At 72.4% G+C, this 20,705-nt stretch carries 14 protein-coding genes and 1 tRNA gene; 3 read left to right on the forward strand and 12 right to left on the reverse strand.

The features are described from left to right. Positions 1-7: 7 nt before the first annotated feature. Positions 8-1,246 (reverse strand): AI-2E family transporter, encoded by a 1,239-nt coding sequence (locus ACIQFY_RS09260; RefSeq protein WP_326495676.1) that lies wholly within the window; start codon positions 1,244-1,246, stop codon positions 8-10. 93 nt (positions 1,247-1,339) lie between these two features. Here ACIQFY_RS09260 and ACIQFY_RS09265 point away from each other — a divergent pair, with 93 nt between their 5' ends. Continuing rightward, positions 1,340-2,602: a DNA glycosylase AlkZ-like family protein gene (locus ACIQFY_RS09265; protein WP_326495675.1), complete on the forward strand. Its 1,263-nt coding sequence runs from the start codon at positions 1,340-1,342 to the stop codon at positions 2,600-2,602. A gap of 247 nt (positions 2,603-2,849) precedes the next feature. On the opposite strand, the gene ACIQFY_RS09270 is transcribed toward ACIQFY_RS09265, so the two are convergent. Both ACIQFY_RS09270 and ACIQFY_RS09275 read right to left on the reverse strand, forming a co-directional pair. After that, positions 2,850-3,752 (reverse strand): M48 family metalloprotease, encoded by a 903-nt coding sequence (locus ACIQFY_RS09270; RefSeq protein ID WP_326495674.1) that lies wholly within the window; start codon positions 3,750-3,752, stop codon positions 2,850-2,852. Between the two features lie 23 nt (positions 3,753-3,775). Continuing rightward, entirely contained in the window at positions 3,776-4,357 is a 582-nt protein-coding gene (locus ACIQFY_RS09275; RefSeq protein ID WP_066652615.1) for a LemA family protein, read from the reverse strand. A gap of 236 nt (positions 4,358-4,593) precedes the next feature. Here ACIQFY_RS09275 and ACIQFY_RS09280 point away from each other — a divergent pair, with 236 nt between their 5' ends. Then, entirely contained in the window at positions 4,594-6,951 is a 2,358-nt protein-coding gene (locus ACIQFY_RS09280; RefSeq protein WP_400339554.1) for an Ig-like domain-containing protein, read from the forward strand. Between the two features lie 231 nt (positions 6,952-7,182). On the opposite strand, the gene ACIQFY_RS09285 is transcribed toward ACIQFY_RS09280, so the two are convergent. From ACIQFY_RS09285 to ACIQFY_RS09320, 8 genes are all read right to left on the reverse strand, one after another. Then, on the reverse strand, positions 7,183-8,511 hold the full coding sequence (locus ACIQFY_RS09285; RefSeq protein WP_400339557.1) for a threonine/serine exporter family protein: 1,329 nt from the start codon (positions 8,509-8,511) through the stop codon (positions 7,183-7,185). A gap of 263 nt (positions 8,512-8,774) precedes the next feature. After that, positions 8,775-8,848 (reverse strand) — tRNA-Leu (locus tag ACIQFY_RS09290). 75 nt (positions 8,849-8,923) lie between these two features. Continuing rightward, the gene (locus ACIQFY_RS09295; protein WP_066652606.1) at positions 8,924-10,399 is read right to left on the reverse strand and encodes an NAD(P)/FAD-dependent oxidoreductase; all 1,476 of its coding nucleotides are present in this window, start codon (positions 10,397-10,399) and stop codon (positions 8,924-8,926) included. A gap of 47 nt (positions 10,400-10,446) precedes the next feature. After that, positions 10,447-10,995 (reverse strand): DUF501 domain-containing protein, encoded by a 549-nt coding sequence (locus ACIQFY_RS09300; RefSeq protein ID WP_400339560.1) that lies wholly within the window; start codon positions 10,993-10,995, stop codon positions 10,447-10,449. A gap of 67 nt (positions 10,996-11,062) precedes the next feature. After that, positions 11,063-11,620, reverse strand: coding sequence for a septum formation initiator family protein (locus ACIQFY_RS09305; protein WP_326495671.1), 558 nt, complete (start codon positions 11,618-11,620; stop codon positions 11,063-11,065). 401 nt (positions 11,621-12,021) lie between these two features. Further along, on the reverse strand, positions 12,022-13,305 hold the full coding sequence (eno, locus tag ACIQFY_RS09310) for a phosphopyruvate hydratase (protein WP_058728084.1): 1,284 nt from the start codon (positions 13,303-13,305) through the stop codon (positions 12,022-12,024). Between the two features lie 98 nt (positions 13,306-13,403). Further along, positions 13,404-14,648, reverse strand: a complete 1,245-nt coding sequence (gene hisS, locus ACIQFY_RS09315; protein WP_400339564.1) for a histidine--tRNA ligase — start codon at positions 14,646-14,648, stop codon at positions 13,404-13,406. A 287-nt stretch (positions 14,649-14,935) separates the two neighbouring features. Continuing rightward, positions 14,936-15,598: a MazG family protein gene (locus tag ACIQFY_RS09320; protein WP_400339566.1), complete on the reverse strand. Its 663-nt coding sequence runs from the start codon at positions 15,596-15,598 to the stop codon at positions 14,936-14,938. 103 nt (positions 15,599-15,701) lie between these two features. Here ACIQFY_RS09320 and nhaA point away from each other — a divergent pair, with 103 nt between their 5' ends. Further along, positions 15,702-16,880, forward strand: coding sequence for a Na+/H+ antiporter NhaA (gene nhaA, locus ACIQFY_RS09325; RefSeq protein ID WP_400339569.1), 1,179 nt, complete (start codon positions 15,702-15,704; stop codon positions 16,878-16,880). A gap of 202 nt (positions 16,881-17,082) precedes the next feature. Here the strand turns inward: nhaA and mfd are convergent, their stop codons facing one another. Further along, complete coding sequence (gene mfd, locus ACIQFY_RS09330) at positions 17,083-20,694, reverse strand: transcription-repair coupling factor (protein WP_400339572.1); 3,612 nt, start codon at positions 20,692-20,694, stop codon at positions 17,083-17,085. Positions 20,695-20,705: the final 11 nt, after the last annotated feature.

Consider the following 20,705-nt stretch of genomic DNA (forward strand, 5'->3'; position numbering starts at 1 on the left):
CGCCCGCTCAGCCCGCGGTCCCCTTGGTGGCGGTGGGCTGTTCGTCGCTGCCCGGGGCCGGGACGCCGTCGGGGTGGCGCTTCCGCCAACGACGGCGCTTCTTCGCCTCGACGCTCGCGTGGTGGTCGCGCTGCTTCGCCTCGAGCACATGGTCGGAGTCGAGCCCCTTCCACCGGCCGCTCGCGATCGTCGTGACCATCGAGTTCACGGTCGCGATCAGCGGCACCGCGAAGAACGCTCCGGCGATGCCGGCAAGCCCGGACGCCGCGGTGACGCCGAGGACGACGGCGAGCGGGTGCACCTTGACCGCGCTGCCCATGACGAGCGGCTGCAGGATGTGCCCCTCGACCTGCTGCACGACGAGGATCACGCCGAGCATGACGAGCGCCGCGACCCATCCGTTGAAGATCAGGGCGATGAAGACGGCGAGGAAGCCCGTGACGATGGCGCCGACGACCGGGATGAACGCGCCGAGGAACACGAACACGGCGATCGGGATGACGAGCGGCAGCTGCAGCGCGGCGGCACCGATGCCGATGCCGACGGCGTCGACGAACGCGACGAAGATCTGCACGCGGATGAAGCTCGTCAGGGTGGTCCACCCGGCGACCCCGGCGCCGTCGATCGCGGCGCGGGCGTTCTTCGGGAACAGCCGGACGGTCCAGCGCCACACGTTCTTGCCGTCGATGAGCAGGAAGATCACCGTGAAGATGACCACGAACAACCCGGTGAGCAGGTGCGTCAGCGACGATCCCGCGCTCGCGACCCCGGACAGGATCGAGCCGGAGTTGCTCGACAGCCAGTCGGTCGCCTGGTTGAGGTAGTTGTTGAGGTCGGACTGGCTGATGCCCAGACCGGAGCTGAGGACGAACTCGCGGATGTTGTCGTACTGCGAGAGCGTCCGGTCGCGGAGCGAGGGGTAGGCCGCCGCGATCTGGTCGACGACGAGCCAGATGAGTCCACCGACGGCCGCGAGGCCCCCGACGAGGCTGACCACGACGGCGATCCACTTCGGCACGTGGTGGCGCTGCATCCAGTTCGACAGCGGCACGAGCAGGGCGGCGACGACGATCCCGATGAGGAACGGGATGAGCACCTCGCTGAACAGCGTCACGAGGTAGATGAAGACCGCGACCACGCCGACGACCACGAGCACGCGCCAGGACCACGCCCCCGCGATCCGCATGCCCGTCGGCACGACCTGCTCGACGACGGGATCCGGATGCGTCTTCTTTCCCCAGGCCATGCGGTGAGTGTACCGACGCGTGCCGGTGTGTGTTCCAGATGCGGCATACATCGGCCCGACCCCGGTGTCGGCGTCGATCGGTAGCGTCGTGCCATGGTCCGGACCACGCTCTCCGCCGCCGAGGCCCGCCGCGTCACGCTGGCGGCCCAGGGCTTCGGCGCACCCCCGCGCGACGCGGTGGGCACCCGCACCCTGACCAGCACGATCGGCCGGCTCGGGTTGCTGCAGATCGACTCGGTCAACGTCTTCGAACGCAGCCACTACCTGCCCCTCTTCGCCCGCCTCGGTCCCTACGACCGGGACACGTTGGACCGGCTCACCATGCGGCGCTCCGGCCCCTACGCGGAGTACTGGGCGCACGAGGCGGCGTTCCTGCCGCGGACCGACCTCCCGCTCTTCCGGTGGCGGATGGACGCGTACCGCGAACGCGACGCCCGACCGAACCGGATCGCCGGCGTGGAACGGACCGCGAGCGTCCGCCGGGAGCTCCGCGCACTGCTCGCCGCCGAGGGGCCCCTGCCCGCCAGCGCGGTCGAGCACGAGGCGAACGTCCGACGCGGGCCGTGGTGGGGGTGGAGCGACGTGAAGGCGGGGCTCGAGCAGATGTTCCGCTGGGGCGAGGTCGTGAGCGCCGGACGCGCCGGGTTCGAGCGTGTCTACGCCCTGCCCGACCAGGTGCTGCCGGTGGGGACGCTCGAGGCCGCGCCCGACCGCCACACCGCGGTCACGGAGCTGGTCCGGCGTGCCGCGCGCGCGTCCGGGGTCGGGACCCGCGCGGACCTCGCCGACTACTTCCGCCTGCGTGCGGACGACACCGCCGCCGCGATCACGGAGCTCGAGGAGCGCGGCGAACTCGTACCGGTGCGGGTGGCGGGCTGGCGGGACCGTGCCTGGCTGCACGTCGACGCCAGGGTCCCACGCCACGTCGCCGCCGACGCGGTGCTCAGCCCGTTCGACCCCGTCGTGTGGTTCCGGCGTCGCGCGGAGCGCATGTACGACTTCCACTACCGCATCGAGATCTACACGCCGGCGCCGAAGCGTGTGTACGGCTACTACGTGCTGCCCGTCCTGCAGGACGACCGGCTGACCGGACGCGTCGACCTGAAGAGCGATCGGCAGCGCGGCGTGCTCCGGGTCCGGACGGCCTGGCAGGAGCCCGGCGAGCACCTCGACGCGGAGCGCCTCGCCGAGACGCTGCGGCGGGCGGCGGCGTGGCAGGGCCTCGACGGCGTCGAGGTCACCGATCGCGGCACCGCCGCGGGTGCGGTGGCCGCGGCGCTCGGGGTCGCGCTCGTCCCGCACGAGGCGGCGGACGACGCCGATGCTCCGGCTCCCGAGGACGACACGGTCGTGTGACCAGCGGCCGGGAGGCACGGCGCCCGTCCGCCCCGCCCGTCCGGCTCGGGTCGAGGTCCCGTCACCCGCCGCTCCGTCGCGGCGACGCCGCATCGTCGTCGAGACACCGCTTCGTCGTCGAGACACCGCATCGTCGTCGAGACGCCGCGGATTCCGAGGGCGTCTCGCCGGCACGAGTCCGTCTCGTGTGGACACCGGCGTCTCGGCGCCGGCATCGCAGCGACGGCGGCGACGGCGTCAGCGCCCGTCAGAACCGGTCGAGGCTCCCCCGGAGTCGCGCGACCCGGTCGGGCAGCGGCGGGTGCGTGGAGAACAACCGGTCCATCAGGCCCGGTCGCATCGGGTCCGCGATCCACAGGTGCGCCATCGAGGAGTTCTGCGACCGGGTCGGTCGGCCGTGCGCCTGGAGCTTCTCCAGCGCACGGGCGAGTCCCTCGGGGTACCGCGTGGTCATCGCACCCGTGGCGTCGGCGAGGTACTCCCGCTGCCGCGAGACGGCCGCCTGCACCGCCGCGGCCGCGATCGGGGCGACGAGCACGGCCACGATCCCCGCGACGAGGACGATCGGGTTGCCGCCTCCACCCCCGGAGTCGCTGTTCCGCCCGCGCCCGCTCAGCCCGCCGAAGATCGAGATGCGCAGGAGCACGTCCGCCAGGAACCCGACCGCGACGACCAGGCCGAACACCATGGTCGAGACGCGGATGTCGAAGTTCTTGACGTGACCGAGCTCGTGGGCCATGACGCCCTGCAGCTCGCTGTCGTCCATGATCGCGAGCAGTCCGGTCGTCGCCGCGACGATCGCGTGCTCCGGGTCCCGTCCGGTGGCGAAGGCGTTCGGTGCCGGGTCCTCGATGACGAACACCCGCGGCATCGGCATGCCGTTCGTGATCGCCAGGTTCTCGACCGTCCGCCAGAGCCGCGGCTCCGTGTTCCGGTCGATCTCGATGCCGCCCGCGATGGCCGTCGCCTGCCGCCCGGCCAGGAAGTACTGGAGCACCGCGTACCCGAGCGCGACGAGGAGCACGATGACGCCCACGGAGACGTTGCCCGCGAGGTAGCCGCCCAGGAACCCGAGCGCCCCGACGATGAGCAGGAAGACCAGGATGATGACGACGGTGTTGCGCTTGTTCCGCGCGATGGCGCTGTACACGGGTCAGGCCGCCCCGGTCGACGTCAGAACTGGACGCGCGGCGGTTCGGCGATCGCCGCAGGCTCGGCCGTCTCGAAGAACGTCGCCTCGCTGAAGCCCTTGCTCTTCGCGAAGGTCGAGTTGGGGAAGACCCGGATCTTCGTGTTCAGCTCGCGCACGCCACCGTTGTAGAAGCGCCGGGCGGACTGGATCTTGTCCTCGGTGTCGACGAGTTCCGACTGCAGCTGCAGGAAGTTCTGGCTCGACTGCAGCTGGGGGTAGCCCTCCGCGACGGCGAACACACCCTTCAGGGCCTTCTGCATGTGCCCCTCGGCCACCGAGGCGCTCGAGGCGTCCGATGCGCCGAGGGTCTCGGCGCGGGCGCGCGTCACCGACTCGAACACGGACTTCTCGTGCGCGGCGTACCCCTTCACCGTCTCGACGATGGTGGGGATGAGGTCCGCGCGGCGCTTCAGCTGCACCGTGATGTCGCTCCACGCCTCGTCCACGCGCAGCTTCAGCGTGACGAGCGAGTTGTAGGTCACCCAGAGGTAGATCCCGACCACGACGAGCAGGACCACCACCACTCCGACGACGATCAGCGTCGTGACGAGTCCGGTGTCCATCTGGGCGTACTCCTTTGCGCTTCGGGTCCGGCGCAGTGGGACCGCGGCCGGTGCGTGGCCGTGGGACGACCGTCCACGAGTGTACCGAGGCGCACCGGCACGACCCGTTCGCGCAGTCTGGTTCACGGGGGATTCCCGAGTGGCGCACACCCACCGTCCGGGGACCCCCGCCGGGGATCGGTCCCGGGACACATCATCCGGGTGGTGGATTGACCCGAGCCCGATGATCGCGTGTGATGGAGACGGTGGACAGGCTCGGGGACAACGTGCAGGACGGGACCGTCGGGGGCGGCGGTCCCGTCGGTCGACCCCGATCGCGCGTCGGGCTGCTGGCCGCGGCGCTGGTGACGGTGCTCGCCACCGGGACGGTCCTGCTCGGCGCACAGCCCGCCGCAGCCGCGCCCGCGACGACGTCCGCGACCGCGACGACCACGACGTCCACCACCGACACCGTGCCGCAGCAGGACGGCGACGCGCCCCGGACCGCCTCCCCGACGCCCTTCCCCCAGTTCGGCACCCTGCCACCGGACACCGGTTCCCCGGCGCCCTCGCCGACGGACCGCCCCGCCGTCCGCCCGAGCATCGCCGACCCCGGCGACGTCACGACCGCCACCGTCCGGCTGCACGGCGCCGGGACCCCCGGGCACCGGCTGCGCGTCACCGGACCGGCGGCCACGGGCTCGAGCGGCTGCACGACGACCGTGGCGACCGACGGGTCCTGGTCGTGCATCGCCACCGTCCGCTCGGGCCCGCAGCAGGTCTTCACGGTCGCCGACGAGACCGACGCCGCGCTCGGGTCGTCCCGCGCTCCGGCCTCGGACGTCGTCGTCCCGCCGGCCGTCACGACCGACGGTCCCACCTCGGGTCCCGTGTCCGGCACCGGCCTGCCCGGAGCGACCGTCGCCGTGTCGGTCTCCGGCACCCCGACCGACCGCACCGCGCGGGTGGACGCCGGCGGTCACTGGACCGTCCCGCTGCCCGGCAGCACGCGCGACGGGCGCATCGCGGTCTCCGCGGCACAGACCGCGAGCACCGCGAACGGCTTCCGCTCGGACTTGCGGAGCGCCTCCTCGGCCCCGCGGACGGTGGTCGTGGACCGGACCGCCCCGGCAGCACCGGTCGTCACCACGCCGGGGTCCGACGAGCGCGTCCGTTCCCAGCCGTTCACCGTGCGCGGCACCGGTGAGCCCGGTGCCGTCCTCACCGTGTACGTCGACCGCTCGCCGGTGTGCCGCTCCGACGTCGGTGCCGACGGCCGGTGGGCGTGCACGACGACGGGCGCGACCGCACCCGCCGGGACCCGGGTGGTGAGCGCGATGCAGCAGGACGCCGCGGGCAACTCCTCACCGTCGTCGTCTGGGGTCCGCGTCGTGCTGAGCGACGCGACCGCAGCGCCGAGCGCCGGGCCGAGCGCGAGTGCCTCCGGGGCCGCGGGCGGGCAGACGTCGTCGTCCGGCGCGCCGGGGACGACGTCGGACGACCACACGTCCGGTACGACGGACGGCACCGGGACCCCGACCGACACCGGCACGAGCGGCGGCGGGACGGCCGGGGGCAGCGGCACGGCAGGCGCCGGGGGCAGCACCAGCGGGGTGCCCGACTGGTCCGGCCCCGCGGGCGACTGGACCGCCGACACCGCCTACGACCGCGGCGTCCCGACGATCCAGGCCTCGTTCTCGTGGGGCACCGTCCTGCTCGCCACCGGCGTCGCCGCCGGGTTCCTCGTGCTCGTCGCCGTGCCGCTCGCGGTGGTCGGCGCCGCTGCCCGGGGTCGCCTGCGCAACCCGTTCGCCGCGCTGCTCGGCCGCAACCGCTCGCGCACGGAGCGACGACTCGGGGACGAGGTCCTGCCCGCCTGGGCCGCGGCGGCCGTCGGCGTCGGGATCGTGGTCGTCACGACGCTCCTCGGTGTCGGCGTCGCGCTCGAGGCCCGCTACGTCCGGCTCGCGCTCGCGGTGCTGCTCGGTTCGGCGGTCACCACCGGGGTCGTCGTCCTGGCCACCCGCTGGGCGGCCGGCAAGGACCGCGCCGCCGTCGGTTTCCGCGTCTCCCCCTGGCTCGTGCTCGCAGCCGTGCTGGGCTGCGCCCTGACCCGCGTCACCGACCTCTCCCCCGCCCTGGTCGTCGGGGCCGTCCTCGTCCCGGTCGGACGCCCCGGCGCCGACACCGCCGCCCTGCGACTGGGCTCGAGCCTCGCCCGCGGGGTCCGGAGCGCCACGGCCCGCTCGGCCGCGCTGCTCGGCGTCGCCACCGTCGGCTGGGTCCTGCACTCGCTGGTGCACGGGTCGGGCTTCTGGACGACGCTGACGGCCGAGTTCGCCACCACGCTCTGCGTCGGCGCGGTCGGGGCACTCGTCGTGTCGCTGCTGCCGTTGCCCGGGTCGACGGGTGCGGTGCTCGTCGCCGGGGCGCGTGCGCGCTGGGTCGGCCTCACCGCCGCTGGGGTCGCGCTGGCGGCGGTGACGGCGGGCGCGGGCGCTCCCGCTGTCCCCTCACCGACCGAGACCGCGGTGGCGTCCGCCCTGTGTGCCGCCGCCGTCGCCTGCTGCTGGATCTGGTTGCGCGGCTCGCGCACCGCCGCACAGCACCGCTGACCGGTCCTTCCACGGGACGGGAGGCGCCGGGCTCGACCGCCACGCGCCTCCCGGCCCGCCACCCACCGGACGGGAGGCGCCGGGTTCGCCCGCCACGCCCCTCCCGGCCCGCCACCCACCGGACGGGAGACGCCGGGCTCGCCCGCCACGCCCCTCCCGGCCCGCACCGGTCGGACGAGAGGCGCGTGACGGGGCGGCTGCGCGCCTCCCGACCGCCGCGCGCCCCAGGTCTCAGGCCACGCGGTGCGGGACGTTCCGCCGGAACAGACCGGGCAGCAGGCCGCCGATCTTCGTCCCGATGCACAGGCTGACGAACGTCGCCAGGGGCGTGCCGAGCGCGACGGGGTCGAACGTGGTCACCGCGACGAGTCCCACGGTGCCGGGCACGAGCAGCAGGAACGCGGGGAAGAACGACACCGTCGCCGGGATCACCGGGACCACACGCTCGAGCAACCGCGTCGCGACGAACAGCAGCGCGGCCGCAGCTCCGGTCGCGACCACGCTGCCCCACACCGGCGTCGTCCCGCTCACGACCGCGTACGCGCTGATCATGACGGCGACGGACACGACGGTGAGCCGCCAGCCGGAGCGGAACACGAGCCCGAGGCCGACGGCGAGGCCTGCCACCGCCACCCAGGACACCCAGTAGGACGGCACGGCCTCCCAACCACCGCGGAGCGTGCCGACGCCGGCGACCTCGCCGACGAGGGCCGCCGACGACGGGTCGACCCGCAGGCCGGTGAGGGCGCTCCCCGCGGCGATCCCGGCGGCCATGAAGCCGAGCGTGATGAGCCCCTGCACCAGGCGCGAGGCTCCGGTCACGATGTCGGCGGCCGTCAGCTCGAGCAGCGCGTTCGTGACCAGCGCGCCGGGCACGAAGACCGCGACGGGCGCACACACCGCGAACAGGGGCACGTGGTCGAACCCGGTGCCGGCGGCGACGAGGCCGACGACGCTCGTCGACATGAACGCGGCCAGGAACGGGATGATCGCGACGGCCTCGCGGAAGCGGCGGAGCACGAGGCTGAGCACACCGACCAGGGCACCGACGACGAGCGCGAGCACGATCGCCCACCACGGGCAACGGAACACGACGGCCAGTCCGACCGAGGTGAGGGCGTTCCCGGTGATCCACGGCAGCGCCGGCGGCGGCACGGTACCGGTCCGGATCGCACGCACCCGGGCGGGGATCTCGGCGAGGGCGATGGACCCGCGTTCCAGGCCGAGCACGAGGCGGTTCGCCCGCGCTGCCTGACGCGACGAGAGCTCGACGCCCTCGGCGTTCACGATGGTGGCGGCGCCGGTGGCGACCTCGCTGACCATGACGAGTGCGGGCAGGACACCGACGGCGAGCGTCGGTCCGACCCCGGCGGCGTCGCGGGCCTTCTCGAGCGCGGAGCGGACGTCGGTGACGGAGCTGCCGGCGTCGAGCAGCAGGGCGCCGAGGGTCCCGAGCAGCATCCCGGTGGGGACCGTCTCGCCGTCGACGACCTCGACGTGCGCCTCGGGTCGGTTGAGCGCGTTGCGCAGGTTCGCGAGAGCGCTTCCGAGTCCGACCACGGACGTCGATGCTACTGCGCGGCGGCGAGCGGCGGGTGGCTCCGGCCTGTGCGGGCGGGGTTGTGCGGGCGGGGTTCCGGGCGGGCGGGGCTCCGGGCGGGCGGGGCGCTCGCACGAGACTCGCCTGTGCGGACACGTTCGCGACGGTAGACCCGCGAAACCGTCCGCGGAGCCGAGACTCGCCCGCCGGTACGCGGCGGGGCGGGCGGCGCGGCGGCGCGGCGGCGCGGCCAGCGCGGCCGGCGGCGCACCCGCGCCTCGCGTACCCCCGGTGGGACTCGAACCCACAACTCAGCGATTTTAAGTCGCGTGCCTCTACCGATTGGGCCACGGGGGCGGGCCGCAACAGCCTACCGATGCGACGACGGCCGCCGCCCACGTGGGGCGACGGCCGTCGGTGCTGGTGCTGGTGCTACTTGGCGTCGGCCGGGGCCGCGACGGGCGCAGCGTCCTTGGAGACGTCCTCGGCCGGGGTGGCGTACGCGGGACCGGCCGCGTCGGCCGGCTGACCCTCCGCCGGAGCCGGGGCAGCGACGGCCTTCGGCTCCTCGGCGGCAGCGGGCTTCGGGCGCGACGCGAAGGCTTCGAACGCGGCACGCGGGGTCTCACGGTCGTCGAGCGACGCGATGTCGCGGCCCAGGAAGAAGCCGCCGACCCAGTCGCCGATGACGCGCCACTTGCGCTCCCACGACGGCATCGCCAGGCCGTGGTACCCGCGGTGAGCACCCCAGGCCAGGAAGCCCTTCATGGCGAACTTGCCGGACTGGAACACACCCGTGCCGAGACCCAGGCCCGCGACGGCGCCGAGGTTCTCGTGCTTGTAGTCGGTCGTCGCCTCTCCGCGGACGACCGCGACCAGGTTCTTCGCGAGCTGCTTCGCCTGGCGCACGGCGTGCTGGGCGTTCGGCACGCAGAAGCCGCCGACACCGCCACCGGTCAGGTCCGGCACGGCCGCGACGTCACCGCAGGCCCACGCGTCGGCGATCACGCCGTTGTCGTCGACCACGCGGAGGTCGGGCTGCACGCGGATGCGACCGCGCTGCTCGAGCGGGAAGTCGGTGCCCTTGACCATCGGGTTCGCCATGACACCGGCGGTCCAGATGATGAGGTCGGACTCGATGGTCTCGATCGACTCGTCCTTGGCCTTGAGCTGGCAGACGCCGCCCTCGGCCGAGGCCAGCTGGGTCTCGAGGTGCACCGTCGCGCCGCGGGACGCGAGGTTCTCGAGCACCCAGTGCGAGGTCTCGAGCGACACCTCGGGCATGATGCGGCCCATCGCCTCGACCAGGTGGAAGTGCGTGTCGTCGAAGGACAGCTGCGGGAAGCTCTTCAGCAGGTCGGACGCGAAGGAGCGGAGCTCGGCGAACACCTCGATGCCGGCGAAGCCACCGCCGACCACGACGACGGTGAGCAGGCGGTCGCGCTCGGGACCGGCCGGCAGGTTCGCCGCCTTGTGGAAGTTCGTGAGGATCTTGTCGCGGATCGCCGCGGCCTCCTCGATGGTCTTCAGGCCGATGGCCTCGTCCGCGACGCCCGGGATCGGGAAGGTGCGCGAGACGGCACCGGCGGTCATGACGATCTGGTCGTAGGACTCCTCCCACGCCTCGCCCTCGGCCGGGGTGATCGTCGCGGTCTTCGTGGCGTGGTCGACCTTCGTGACCTTCGCCGTGACGACACGGGTCTTCTTCAGGTGACGACGGTGCGACACGATCGCGTGACGCGGCTCGATCGAACCGGCGGCGACCTCGGGCAGGAACGGCTGGTACGTCATGTACGGCAGCGGGTCCACCATGGTGACCTCGGCTTCACCCTGACGCAGGTGCTTCTCGAGCTTCCAGGCGGTGTAGAAACCGGCGTAGCCGCCGCCGACGACGAGGATCTTGGGCACGGGGGATGATCTCCTTGGAGTGGGGTGGTTGCTTGCCGGGAGGCTGGTCAGTCTTCGCCGCCACCCGCCCCGACTCCAGCGTCTGCGATGCCATCATACGCCCGGCACTCACAGCGGGAGGGCGACCAGTCCACGCGCTCGAGCGCGAGGTCGCCGATGGGGTTGACGCCGGGTCCGGCAGCGAGGGCGTGGCCGACGAGCGCGTGCAGGCACTTCACGCGGGTGGGCATGCCGCCCGCGCTGATGCCGTCGATCTTGTCGACGTGCTCGATCGACTCGCGGTCCGCCAGGTAGGACTCGTGGGCCGCGCGGTACTGCGCCGCGACGGTCTCGTCCTCGAGCAGGGCGGCGAGCTCGGGCATGACGTGGTTCGCCTCGAGCGTGCTCACGGCCGCGGTGGCGGCGGGGTGGCACAGGTAGTAGAACGTCGGGAACGGGGTGCCGTTCGCGAGTCGGGGCTTCGTCGACACGACGGTGGGGTTGCCGCAGGCGCACCGTGCAGCGATCCCGACGACGTCGCGGGCCGGTCGCCCGAGCTGCGCCGAGACGACCTGGATGTCGCGGTCGGACGGCGGATCGAAGGGAGGGGTCGTCACGGGCACGTGAGCCTACCCGAGTCCGGGTCGCCGTCCCACTCCGTGACGCCGCGGCGCCCCGGCTGCCCTACTTGCTGTCGCTCGTCGCGGCGCCGGTCGGGTCCCCGGTGCCGGAGACGTCCGGGGCCACGAGCTCCTCGGTGGTCTTCTCGGTCAACCCGGACTGCAGCACGCTGGACAGCATCGCCTGCACCCAGTCGACCTTCGGCGTCTGCACCATCGAGCTGACCGGGCTGCCGGAGTCGGTCTCGGTCCGGTCCGACCCCTTCGCCTGCTCCGCACCCATCACGAGGTAGCTCTCCTCGCCCGGGTACACGTAGAGCAGCCGGTCGCGGGCCTGGGCCTCGATGTAGGCCGGGTCGTCCCACCGCGCGACGTCCTGCTTCTTCTGCGCGACGTCGGCCTTCTGCGCTGCGACCTCGCGCTGCTGCTGCGCGATCTGCTCCTGCTGCTGGATGAGCGTCCGCAGCGAGGGGGCGAGCACGACGACGAACAGCACGATGATCGCGAGCATGAGGAGGCTGAAGCCGGAGAACCGGATGGACCGGTACCAGGGCTGCTCGTGCGCACCGGACTCCGGCACGGCCACGGGGATGCGGCGGACGCGGGGCTTCTGGCTGGGCACGGCTCGACGATAACCCGGCGCGGCACGGTCACGTGACCCGGCACGCGGACCGTCGTGCGTCGCTCGGCACCCTCCCAGCGGCCGGGAGGCGCGGCGCACGGCCACCACGCGCCTCCCGTCCCCCGGAGGGCCACCAGGCTGGCTGGCTGACCGACCGGCTGGCTGGCCGGCTGTGGGCTAACCGGCTGCCGAGCGGGAAGGACATGCCGCTCACGTCCACCGAGCGAGCGATGACCGTCGGAATGCAGCGCCGAGCGTCGCAGATCTGGCCCGCTCGAGGGCGAGAGCAGACCGGGTCGAGAGCGAGGGCGGATCAGCTCGACGACGACGGGAGCGCCCGGGAACGGCGAGACGCCGCCCTCCCGGAGGAGGGCGGCGTCTCGTGGTGGTGCGGGTGCGACCTAGAGCGCAGCGGCCCGGGGGAACGCGGTGCGGCCGGCGTAGACGGCGGCGTCGCCCAGTTCCTCCTCGATGCGGAGCAGCTGGTTGTACTTCGCGACGCGGTCCGAACGGGCCGGGGCACCGGTCTTGATCTGGCCACCGTCGACGGCCACCGCGATGTCGGCGATGGTGGTGTCCTCGGTCTCGCCCGAGCGGTGCGACAGGATCGCGGTCATGCCGTGGCGGTGCGCCAGGGAGACGGCGTCGAGGGTCTCGGTCAGCGTGCCGATCTGGTTCACCTTGACCAGGATCGAGTTGCCGGCCTGCTCGTCGATGCCACGCTGCAGACGCTTCGGGTTCGTGACGTACAGGTCGTCGCCGACGAGCTGCAGCTTCGAGCCGAGTTCGGCGGTGAGGTGCTTCCAGCCCTCCCAGTCGTCCTCGGCCAGGGCGTCCTCGATGGTGACGAGCGGGTAGTTCGCGACGAGGTCCGAGAAGTACCCGGTGAACTCCTCGCTCGAGAGCTGCTTGCCCTCGAACGCGTACTTGCCGTCGTGGAAGAACTCGGTCGCGGCGACGTCGAGGCCGAGCGCGATGTCCTTGCCCGGGGTGAAGCCGGCCTTCTCGATCGCGGCGAGCAGGAAGTCGAGCGCAGCACGGTTCGAGGCGAGCTCGGGGGCGAAGCCGCCCTCGTCGCCGAGGCCGGTCGCGAGACCCTGCTTCTTCAGCTCGCCCTTGAGGGCGTGGTAGGTCTCGACGCCCCAGCGCAGGGCCTCCGAGAAGCTCTCGGCGCCGTAGGGCACGAGGAAGAACTCCTGGATGTCGACGTTGGTGTCGGCGTGCGCGCCACCGTTGACGACGTTCATGAGCGGGACGGGCAGCGTGTGCGCGTTCGGGCCACCGAGGTAGCGGAACAGCGGCAGGTCGGCCGAGTCGGCGGCGGCGCGGGCGACGGCGAGCGAGGCGCCGAGGATCGCGTTGGCACCCAGGCGGGACTTGTTCTCGGTGCCGTCGAGTTCGATGAGCGCGGCGTCGACGAGGCGCTGGTCGGTGGCGTCGAAGCCCTCGAGCGCCGGGCCGATCTCGTCGAGGACGGCGTCGACGGCCTTCAGGACGCCCTTGCCGCCGTAGCGGTTCGCGTCGCCGTCGCGGAGTTCGTACGCCTCGAACGCACCGGTGGAGGCGCCGGACGGGACGAGCGCGCGCGAGACCACGCCGTCGTCGAGGAGGACCTCGACCTCGACCGTCGGGTTGCCTCGGGAATCGAGGACTTCGCGTGCGCCTACGGCATCGATCTGGGCCACGGGGTACTCCCTACGAGTTCGGTTGTGGTGGACAGCGGGTCGATCCTACCGAGGCGCGGTGGACGCCTCGCCGCGGATGACGTCGGGTGTGGAGGAGTTCACGCCAGCGGGCGGAACTCGACACCTTCCAGGGTCTCGGTGTCGGCCCGCACACCGGTGAAGGCCGCGAAGCCCTGCTCGGCGAGGCTCGCGAGCAGGTTCTTGGTGTTCTTCGGCCGCCGCTCGAGCCGGACGCGACGGTGCGACGCGAGGGCCTCGGTCTTGAGCGCCGCGAGGCGGACCGGGTCGACGTCCCTGTCGTACAGGAGCACGACGGCGTCCGACTCGGCCGACTCCGGCAGCGTGACGAGGTCGACGAGCCGCTCGAACCCGAGCGAGAACCCGACCGCGGGCACGTCCTGCCCGAGGAAGCGTCCGATCATGCCGTCGTAGCGACCGCCGCCGCCGAGGCTGTAGCCGAAGTCGGGGTGGGCGACCTCGAAGATCGTGCCCGTGTAGTAGCCCATGCCGCGCACGAGTGTCGGGTCGAAGCGCAGGTCCACGCCCGGCAGGGCCCGGCGGAGGCGGAGCAGGTCCGCGAACGCCTCGGCATCGAGCCACGGCGCCCCCTCGACGGACACCCAGTCCGCGGCCTCGAGCGCACGGATCGTGTCCTCGAGGCCCGGCAGGTCGGCGCCGATCGTCGCGCGGAGCTCGGCGGCCACACCGTCCGCACCGATCTTGTCGAGCTTGTCGACCGTGATCAGCGCCCGGTCCGCGGCGTCCGGGTCGGTGATCCCCCACGAGGCGAGCAGCGCGAGCAGGATGCGACGGTCGTTGATCCGGATGGTGGTGTCCGCGATGCCGAGCGCGTCGAGCGCGGCGGTGGTCGCGCGGATGAGCTCGATCTCCGCGAGCTGCCCCGGCTCGCCGAGGATGTCGATGTCGCACTGGACGAACTGCCGGTAGCGCCCCTTCTGCGGACGCTCGGCACGCCACACGGGTGCGATCTGCACGGCACGGAACACCGCGGGCAGCTCGGCGCGGTGCGAGGCGTAGAAGCGGGCGAGCGGGACCGTCAGGTCGAAGCGGAGTCCGAGGTCCGCGAGGTCGAGCGGCGCAGCCGCCTGCTGCAGGTCCTCGGTGGTGAGCCCGCGGCGCATCACCGCGAACGCGAGCTTCTCGTTGTCGCCGCCCAGCCCCGAGTGCAGGCGTGCGGCGTCCTCGACGACCGGGGTCTCGATCTCGTCGAACCCGTGACGCGCGTACACGTCCCGGACCACCCCGAGGACGTGCTCGCGACGGGCCTTGTCCGCCGGGAGGAAGTCACGCATGCCACGGGGAGCCGTCACGGTCGTCGCCATGCGCCAATCTTGCCAGAACCGAGGCAGGATCTTGCGCCCCACCCGGTCTACTGGTACGCTACATACAGAACCTCGGTCTGACGGCCTCCTGATCCGGCCACCAGACCGTTCGCGGGGCTGGTGTGCTGCAACGGTGCCCCGCGGTTCGGGCGGGCATCCCTGTCGACGTGTCGCCTTGGCGCGTCGTGGCCCGCTCGCGGGCACCCTCCTTTTCGGGTTGGGAGGGTGCCCGCCCTCTCGTCTGCCTGCCCGGCGCTCCTCCGCGCGCGCCGAACAAGAGGCGCAGCTCACTCCCCGACGCGCGCGCCGGCCTCGAGCCGGGTCACCGCGTCCCGCAGGCTGGCGACGACGTCGATGCCCGCCTCCCGCGCCGCTGCGACCTCGGCGAGCATCCCCGCACCCCACCGGTCGTCGACGGCGCCCTCCGACCGGCTGCCCTCGGCAGGCGCGGCCGCCGACGTGACGGCGGCGACGACCGTGGCGGCGTCGCCACGCTCCTCCAGGCGTTCGAGCAGCTTCACGGCTCGCTCCAGCGGCGGCATCGCCCTCGGGACCCCGTCGAGGACACTCGTGCGCGACGCCTTCTCGGCCGACTTCGCCGCCCGCCACACCCGGACGACCTCCGCCTCCGTGTCCGCCCGTTCGGCACCGAACACGTGCGGGTGCCGACGGACCATCTTGTCGCGAGCACCGGCGGCGACGTCCTCGAGGTCGAACCGGCCCTGCGCTGCAGCCAGTCCGGCGTGCAACACGACCTGGTAGAGCACGTCGCCGAGTTCCTCGCGGAGGTCGTCGTCGTCGCCGGAGTCGATGGCGTCGACGAGTTCGTACGACTCCTCCACGGCGTACCGCGCGAGCGATGCGTGGCTCTGTGCACGGTTCCACACGCAACCGCCGTCGGGGGCGAGCAGGCGGTCGACGACTTCGACGAGGTCCGTGACGGCGGTCATGGCGTCATGCTCGCACGCAGGCCGCTCCGGTAGGCTCACCCCTGGTGTGTCGGGAAGTCTGGTCGACGGTTCCGTACCCGTACCCGCACACCGTCGGAGATCCATGTCGGCACTCGTCCGCTCCCCCCGTTTCAGCGCGATCGCGCTCCTGACCGCCGCCGTGCTCGGCCTCCTCGTGGCGAACTCGCCGCTCGGACCGGGCCTCGAACGAGCCCTCGACGCGCACTCGCCGTGGGGAGCGGTCGGTCTCGACCTGTCCGTGTCGCACTGGATCAGCGACGGCCTGCTCGCGGTCTTCTTCCTGCTGGTCGCGATCGAGTTGCAGCAGGAGCTGCTCGACGGGGAACTCTCGAACCCGAAGACGGCCGTCATCCCGGCGATCGCCGCGGTCGGCGGCGTGCTCGTGCCGGCCGGGATCTTCCTCCTGGTGACCTCGGGCACGCCGTACCAGCACGGGTGGCCCATCCCGACCGCGACGGACATCGCGTTCGCGCTCGGGGTCCTGGCGATGTTCGGTCGAGGGTTGCCCTCCACGCTGCGCGTGTTCCTGCTCGCGCTCGCGGTGCTGGACGACCTCATCGCGATCGTCATCATCGCCGTCGTCTTCGCGCACGGCACGGACTTCCTCGCGCTCGGCGGTGCGATCGTCGCCCTCGTCGTCTTCGCGGTGCTCGGTCGACTGCTGCGTCCGGGCCGCACCGGCCACGTGTGGATCATCGCCGCGATGGTGCTGGTCGGCCTCGTCACGTGGTGGCTCGTGTACCACTCGGGCGTGCACGCGACCATCGCCGGCGTCGCGCTCGGTCTCGTCCTGCCCCGCCGTCCGGGACACACGTTGCACGAGAACGTCGAGCCGTGGTCGAACGCCGTCGTGCTGCCGGTGTTCGCCTTCGCCTCGGCGGCGGTCGTGCTCCCGAGCGTCGGCATCGGCGAGCTCTCCCCCACGTTCTGGGCCGTCGTCCTCGCGCTCCCGGTCGGCAAGGTCATCGGCATCACGCTGTTCGGTGCCGTCGCGACGCGCATCTTCCGCGCCCCCGGTCGATCGACGCTCTCGTTCTGGTCGATCGTGACGGTCGGCGTGCTCGGCGGGATCGGCTTCACGGTCTCGCTGCTCATGAACGAGCTGGCGTTCGCCCGGAACGAGGAGATCCTCGACGAGGGTGTCCTCGCCGTGCTCGTCGGGTCCGGCATCGCGATCCTCGCGTCCGCCGTCGTCGTCAGCCTGCGCGCCCGCCGCTACCGCGCGCGACGCGAGCTCTCCGAGGCCGAGGCCACCGAGTAACGCACCGAGCGGCCACTGCGCTGCGACACGTCCGCCGTCGGACGACCGCGGACGTGTCGTTGCAGGCGCACCGTGCGACGTCGCACGGGTCGATCGACACGTGCGATGTCGGATGGCGACCACTCGTCGGCCTGGAGGCGCGGTACCGGCTGGCACCGCGCCTCCAGGCCGCGTCGGGTCGCGTCACTTCGCGCAGGCCGCGTCAGGAGGCAGGCGCCTCCGCGGGGGCCTTGGACGCGCCGTAGACGGCCGTCAGGATGCTCTCCACCCACTCGATGAGCCCGTCGTCGGGCAGCGTCTCGCCGTGCGGCTTCGGCAGCGGGATGCTCGCGGCGTCCTGCTGCGGGAACCAGCGCGCGCCGGGGAACATGCGCGTCAGCCGGACCTGGGCCGAGTCGGCGAGTTCCTTGCCCGCGATGCGCAGGTTCGACCCCATCACGACGACGTCGGACAGGCCGACCTGCTGCGCCATGCGGCGGAGGCGCGACACCTCGACCAGGGTGAGCACCGGCTGCGGCGGCTGGCCGTAGCGGTCGGTGAGCTCGTCGAGCACCATGTCGATCGCCTCGGGCTGCGCAGCCGGAGCCGATGCGGCCGACAGCTTCTGGTACGCCTCGAGCCGGAGCCGCTCGGACTCGACGTAGTCCTCGGGGATGTGCGCGTCGACCGGGATCTCGAGCCGGAGCTCGGTCTGTCCCTCGGCGACGTCGCCGCGGAACTGCGACACCGCCTCGCCGATCATGCGGAGGTACAGGTCGAAGCCGACCCCGGCGATGTGCCCGGACTGCTCGCCGCCGAGCAGGTTGCCCGCGCCGCGGATCTCGAGGTCCTTCATGGCCACCTGCATGCCGGCGCCGAGCTCGTTGTTCGCGGCGATGGTCTCGAGCCGGTCCTGTGCGGTCTCGGAGAGCGGCTTGTCGGCGTCGTAGAGGAAGTACGCGTACCCGCGCTCACGCCCACGGCCGACGCGACCGCGGAGCTGGTGGAGCTGCGACAGCCCGTACTTGTCGGCCTTGTCGATGATCAGCGTGTTCGCGTTGGCGATGTCCAGGCCCGTCTCGACGATGGTCGTCGACACGAGCACGTCGAACTTGCGCTCCCAGAAGTCGACCATGACCTGCTCGAGGGTGCCCTCGGACATCTGCCCGTGGGCGACCTGGATCCGGGCCTCGGGGATGATCTCGGCCAGGTGCGACGCCACCGACTGGATGTCCTTCACGCGGTTGTGCACGTAGAAGACCTGGCCCTCGCGCAGGAGCTCGCGGCGGATCGCGGCGGCGACCTGCAGGTCGGACTGCGGCCCGACGAAGGTCAGGATGGGGTGGCGGTCCTCCGGCGGGGTCGCGAGCGTCGACATCTCCCGGATGCCGGTGACGGCCATCTCGAGCGACCGCGGGATCGGGGTCGCGGACATCGCGAGCACGTCGACGTTGGTCTTGAGCTTCTTGAGCTGGTCCTTGTGCTCGACGCCGAAGCGCTGCTCCTCGTCGATGATGACGAGCCCCACGTCCTTGAACGCGATGTTCTGCGACAGGATGCGGTGCGTGCCGATCACGATGTCGACGGTGCCGTCGGCGAGGCCGGCGATCGTCTCCTTCGACTCCTTCTCGGTCTGGAAGCGACTGAGTGCGCGGAGGTGCACGGGGAAGCCCGCGAAGCGCTCCTGGAAGGTCTCCATGTGCTGGCGCACCAGCAGCGTCGTCGGGACGAGCACGGCGACCTGCTTGCCGTCCTGCACGGCCTTGAACGCCGCGCGGATCGCGACCTCGGTCTTGCCGTAGCCGACGTCGCCGGAGAGCAGGCGGTCCATCGGGATCGGGCTCTCCATGTCGCGCTTGATCTCGTCGATGGTGGTGAGCTGGTCGGCGGTCTCGGCGAACGGGAAGGCCTCCTCCAGCTCACGCTGCCACGGGGTGTCCGGACCGAACGCGTGCCCCTTCGAGGCCATGCGCGCCGAGTACAGCTTCACGAGGTCGACGGCGATGTCGCGGACGGCCTTGCGCGCCTTCGACTTCGCGGCGGACCAGTCCGAGCCGCCCATCTTGGACAGGGTGGGGTTCTCGCCGCCGACGTACCGGGAGAGCTGGTCGAGCTGGTCGGTCGGGACGAAGAGCTTGTCGCCCGGGTAGTTCCGCTTCGACGGGGCGTACTCGAGCACGAGGTACTCGCGCTGCGTCTTCACGGCGTTGCGGCCGCCGGAGCTGACCTCGCGCGAGACGAGCTCGACGAACTTGCCGATGCCGTGGGTGTTGTGCACGACGACGTCGCCCGGCTTCAGCTGCAGCGGGTCGACGACGTTCTTGCGGCGGGCGGCGAGCTTCTTGACGGTGCGGGCGCCCTGCTGGACGCTGCGGCCGTAGAACTCGGCTTCGCTCAGGACGGCGATCCGCGGGTCGGGGGTCGCGAAGCCGGCCTCGACGGTGGCGGTGGTGACGATCGCGACACCCGGCTCGGGCGGAGCGGTGAGGTCCTCGGCACGAGCCGCGACACCCGCGTCCGCGAGCACCTGCACCGCGCGCTCGACGAGCCCCTTGCCCTGCGCCGTCACGACGACGCCCCACCCGTCGTCGACGAGCTGCTTGACGTGCTCGACGGCCCCGTCCGCACTGCCCGCGAAGCTCGGGATCGACTCCGCTCGGACGCGGATGTACTCACCGGCCTCGGCAGCGGCCTCGGCGTCCGTGAGCACGCGCTCGCGGTCACCCTCGTCGAGCCCCGAGTCGAACGGCGTGACCGTCCACCAGGTGCGCTGGCCGCGGGTGTTCTTGAGCTGCTGCACGGACAGGAAGTTGCCCGCGTCGAGGTCGATGGGTGCCTGTGCGCCCGCGACCGCGGCGCTCCACGCGGCCTGCAGGAACTCGGTGTTCGTCTCGGCCAGGCTGTGCGCGCGACCGGCGACCCGCTCGGGCGAGAGGACCGCGATCGTGGCGGTCTCGGGCAGGTAGGTGGTGATCGGCACGAGGTCCTGCACGAGCGCCGGCGCGAGGGACTCCATGCCCTCGACCGGGATCCCCTCGGCGATCTTCGCGAGCATCTGCGACAGGTTCGGGAACTCGTGCAGCATCTCGCGTGCCCGCTGGCGCACGTCGTCGCTGAGCAGGAGCTCGCGCGAGGCGGTGAGCTCGACCGAGCCGAGGTCGTCGTCGGTGGTGCGCTGGTCGGCGACCGAGAACGCCTTGATCGCCTCGATCTCGTCCCCGAAGAAGTCGACGCGCACCGGGTGGTCGGCACCGGGCGGGAAGACGTCGAGGATGCCACCGCGCACCGCGAACTCGCCGCGGCGGGTGACGAGGTCGACCCGGGCGTAGGCCAGGTCGACGAGCTGCGACGCGATGGCCGCGAGGTCGTTGCCGCGTGAACCCGTCGCGAGTGCGACCGGGGCGAGCGACGTCAGGTTGCCCGCGATGGGCTGCAGTGCGGCGCGGACGCTCGCGACCACGACGATCGTGCGGCGGTCGGCCGGATCGGCGTCCTGCCACGCGGCGAGCTTGCGGAGCGTCGCGATGCGGGTGCCGACCGTCTGGGCGCTCGGGCTGAGGCGCTCGTGCGGCAGGGTCTCCCACGCGGGGAACTCGCGGACCTCGGCGTCCGGGACCGTGCACGTGAAGGCGCCGCGGACCGCCTCGGCCTCACGCCCGGTGGCGGTGACGACGAAGAGGCACTGGGGACCGTTGCGCTCGGCGAGCAGCGCGCCGAGCAACGGGACCCGCAGGCCGTCGACGACGGAGAAGTCCGCGTCACGCCCGGCAGCGCGGAGGACGCGATCGAACGCGGAGGCGCGCGAGAGCGCAGGGATGATGCCCGAGATCGTCACTCAGACGATGG

The organism is Curtobacterium sp. NPDC092190 (assembly GCF_044755625.1).
In the GTDB taxonomy this organism is placed as follows: Bacteria; Actinomycetota; Actinomycetes; order Actinomycetales; family Microbacteriaceae; genus Curtobacterium.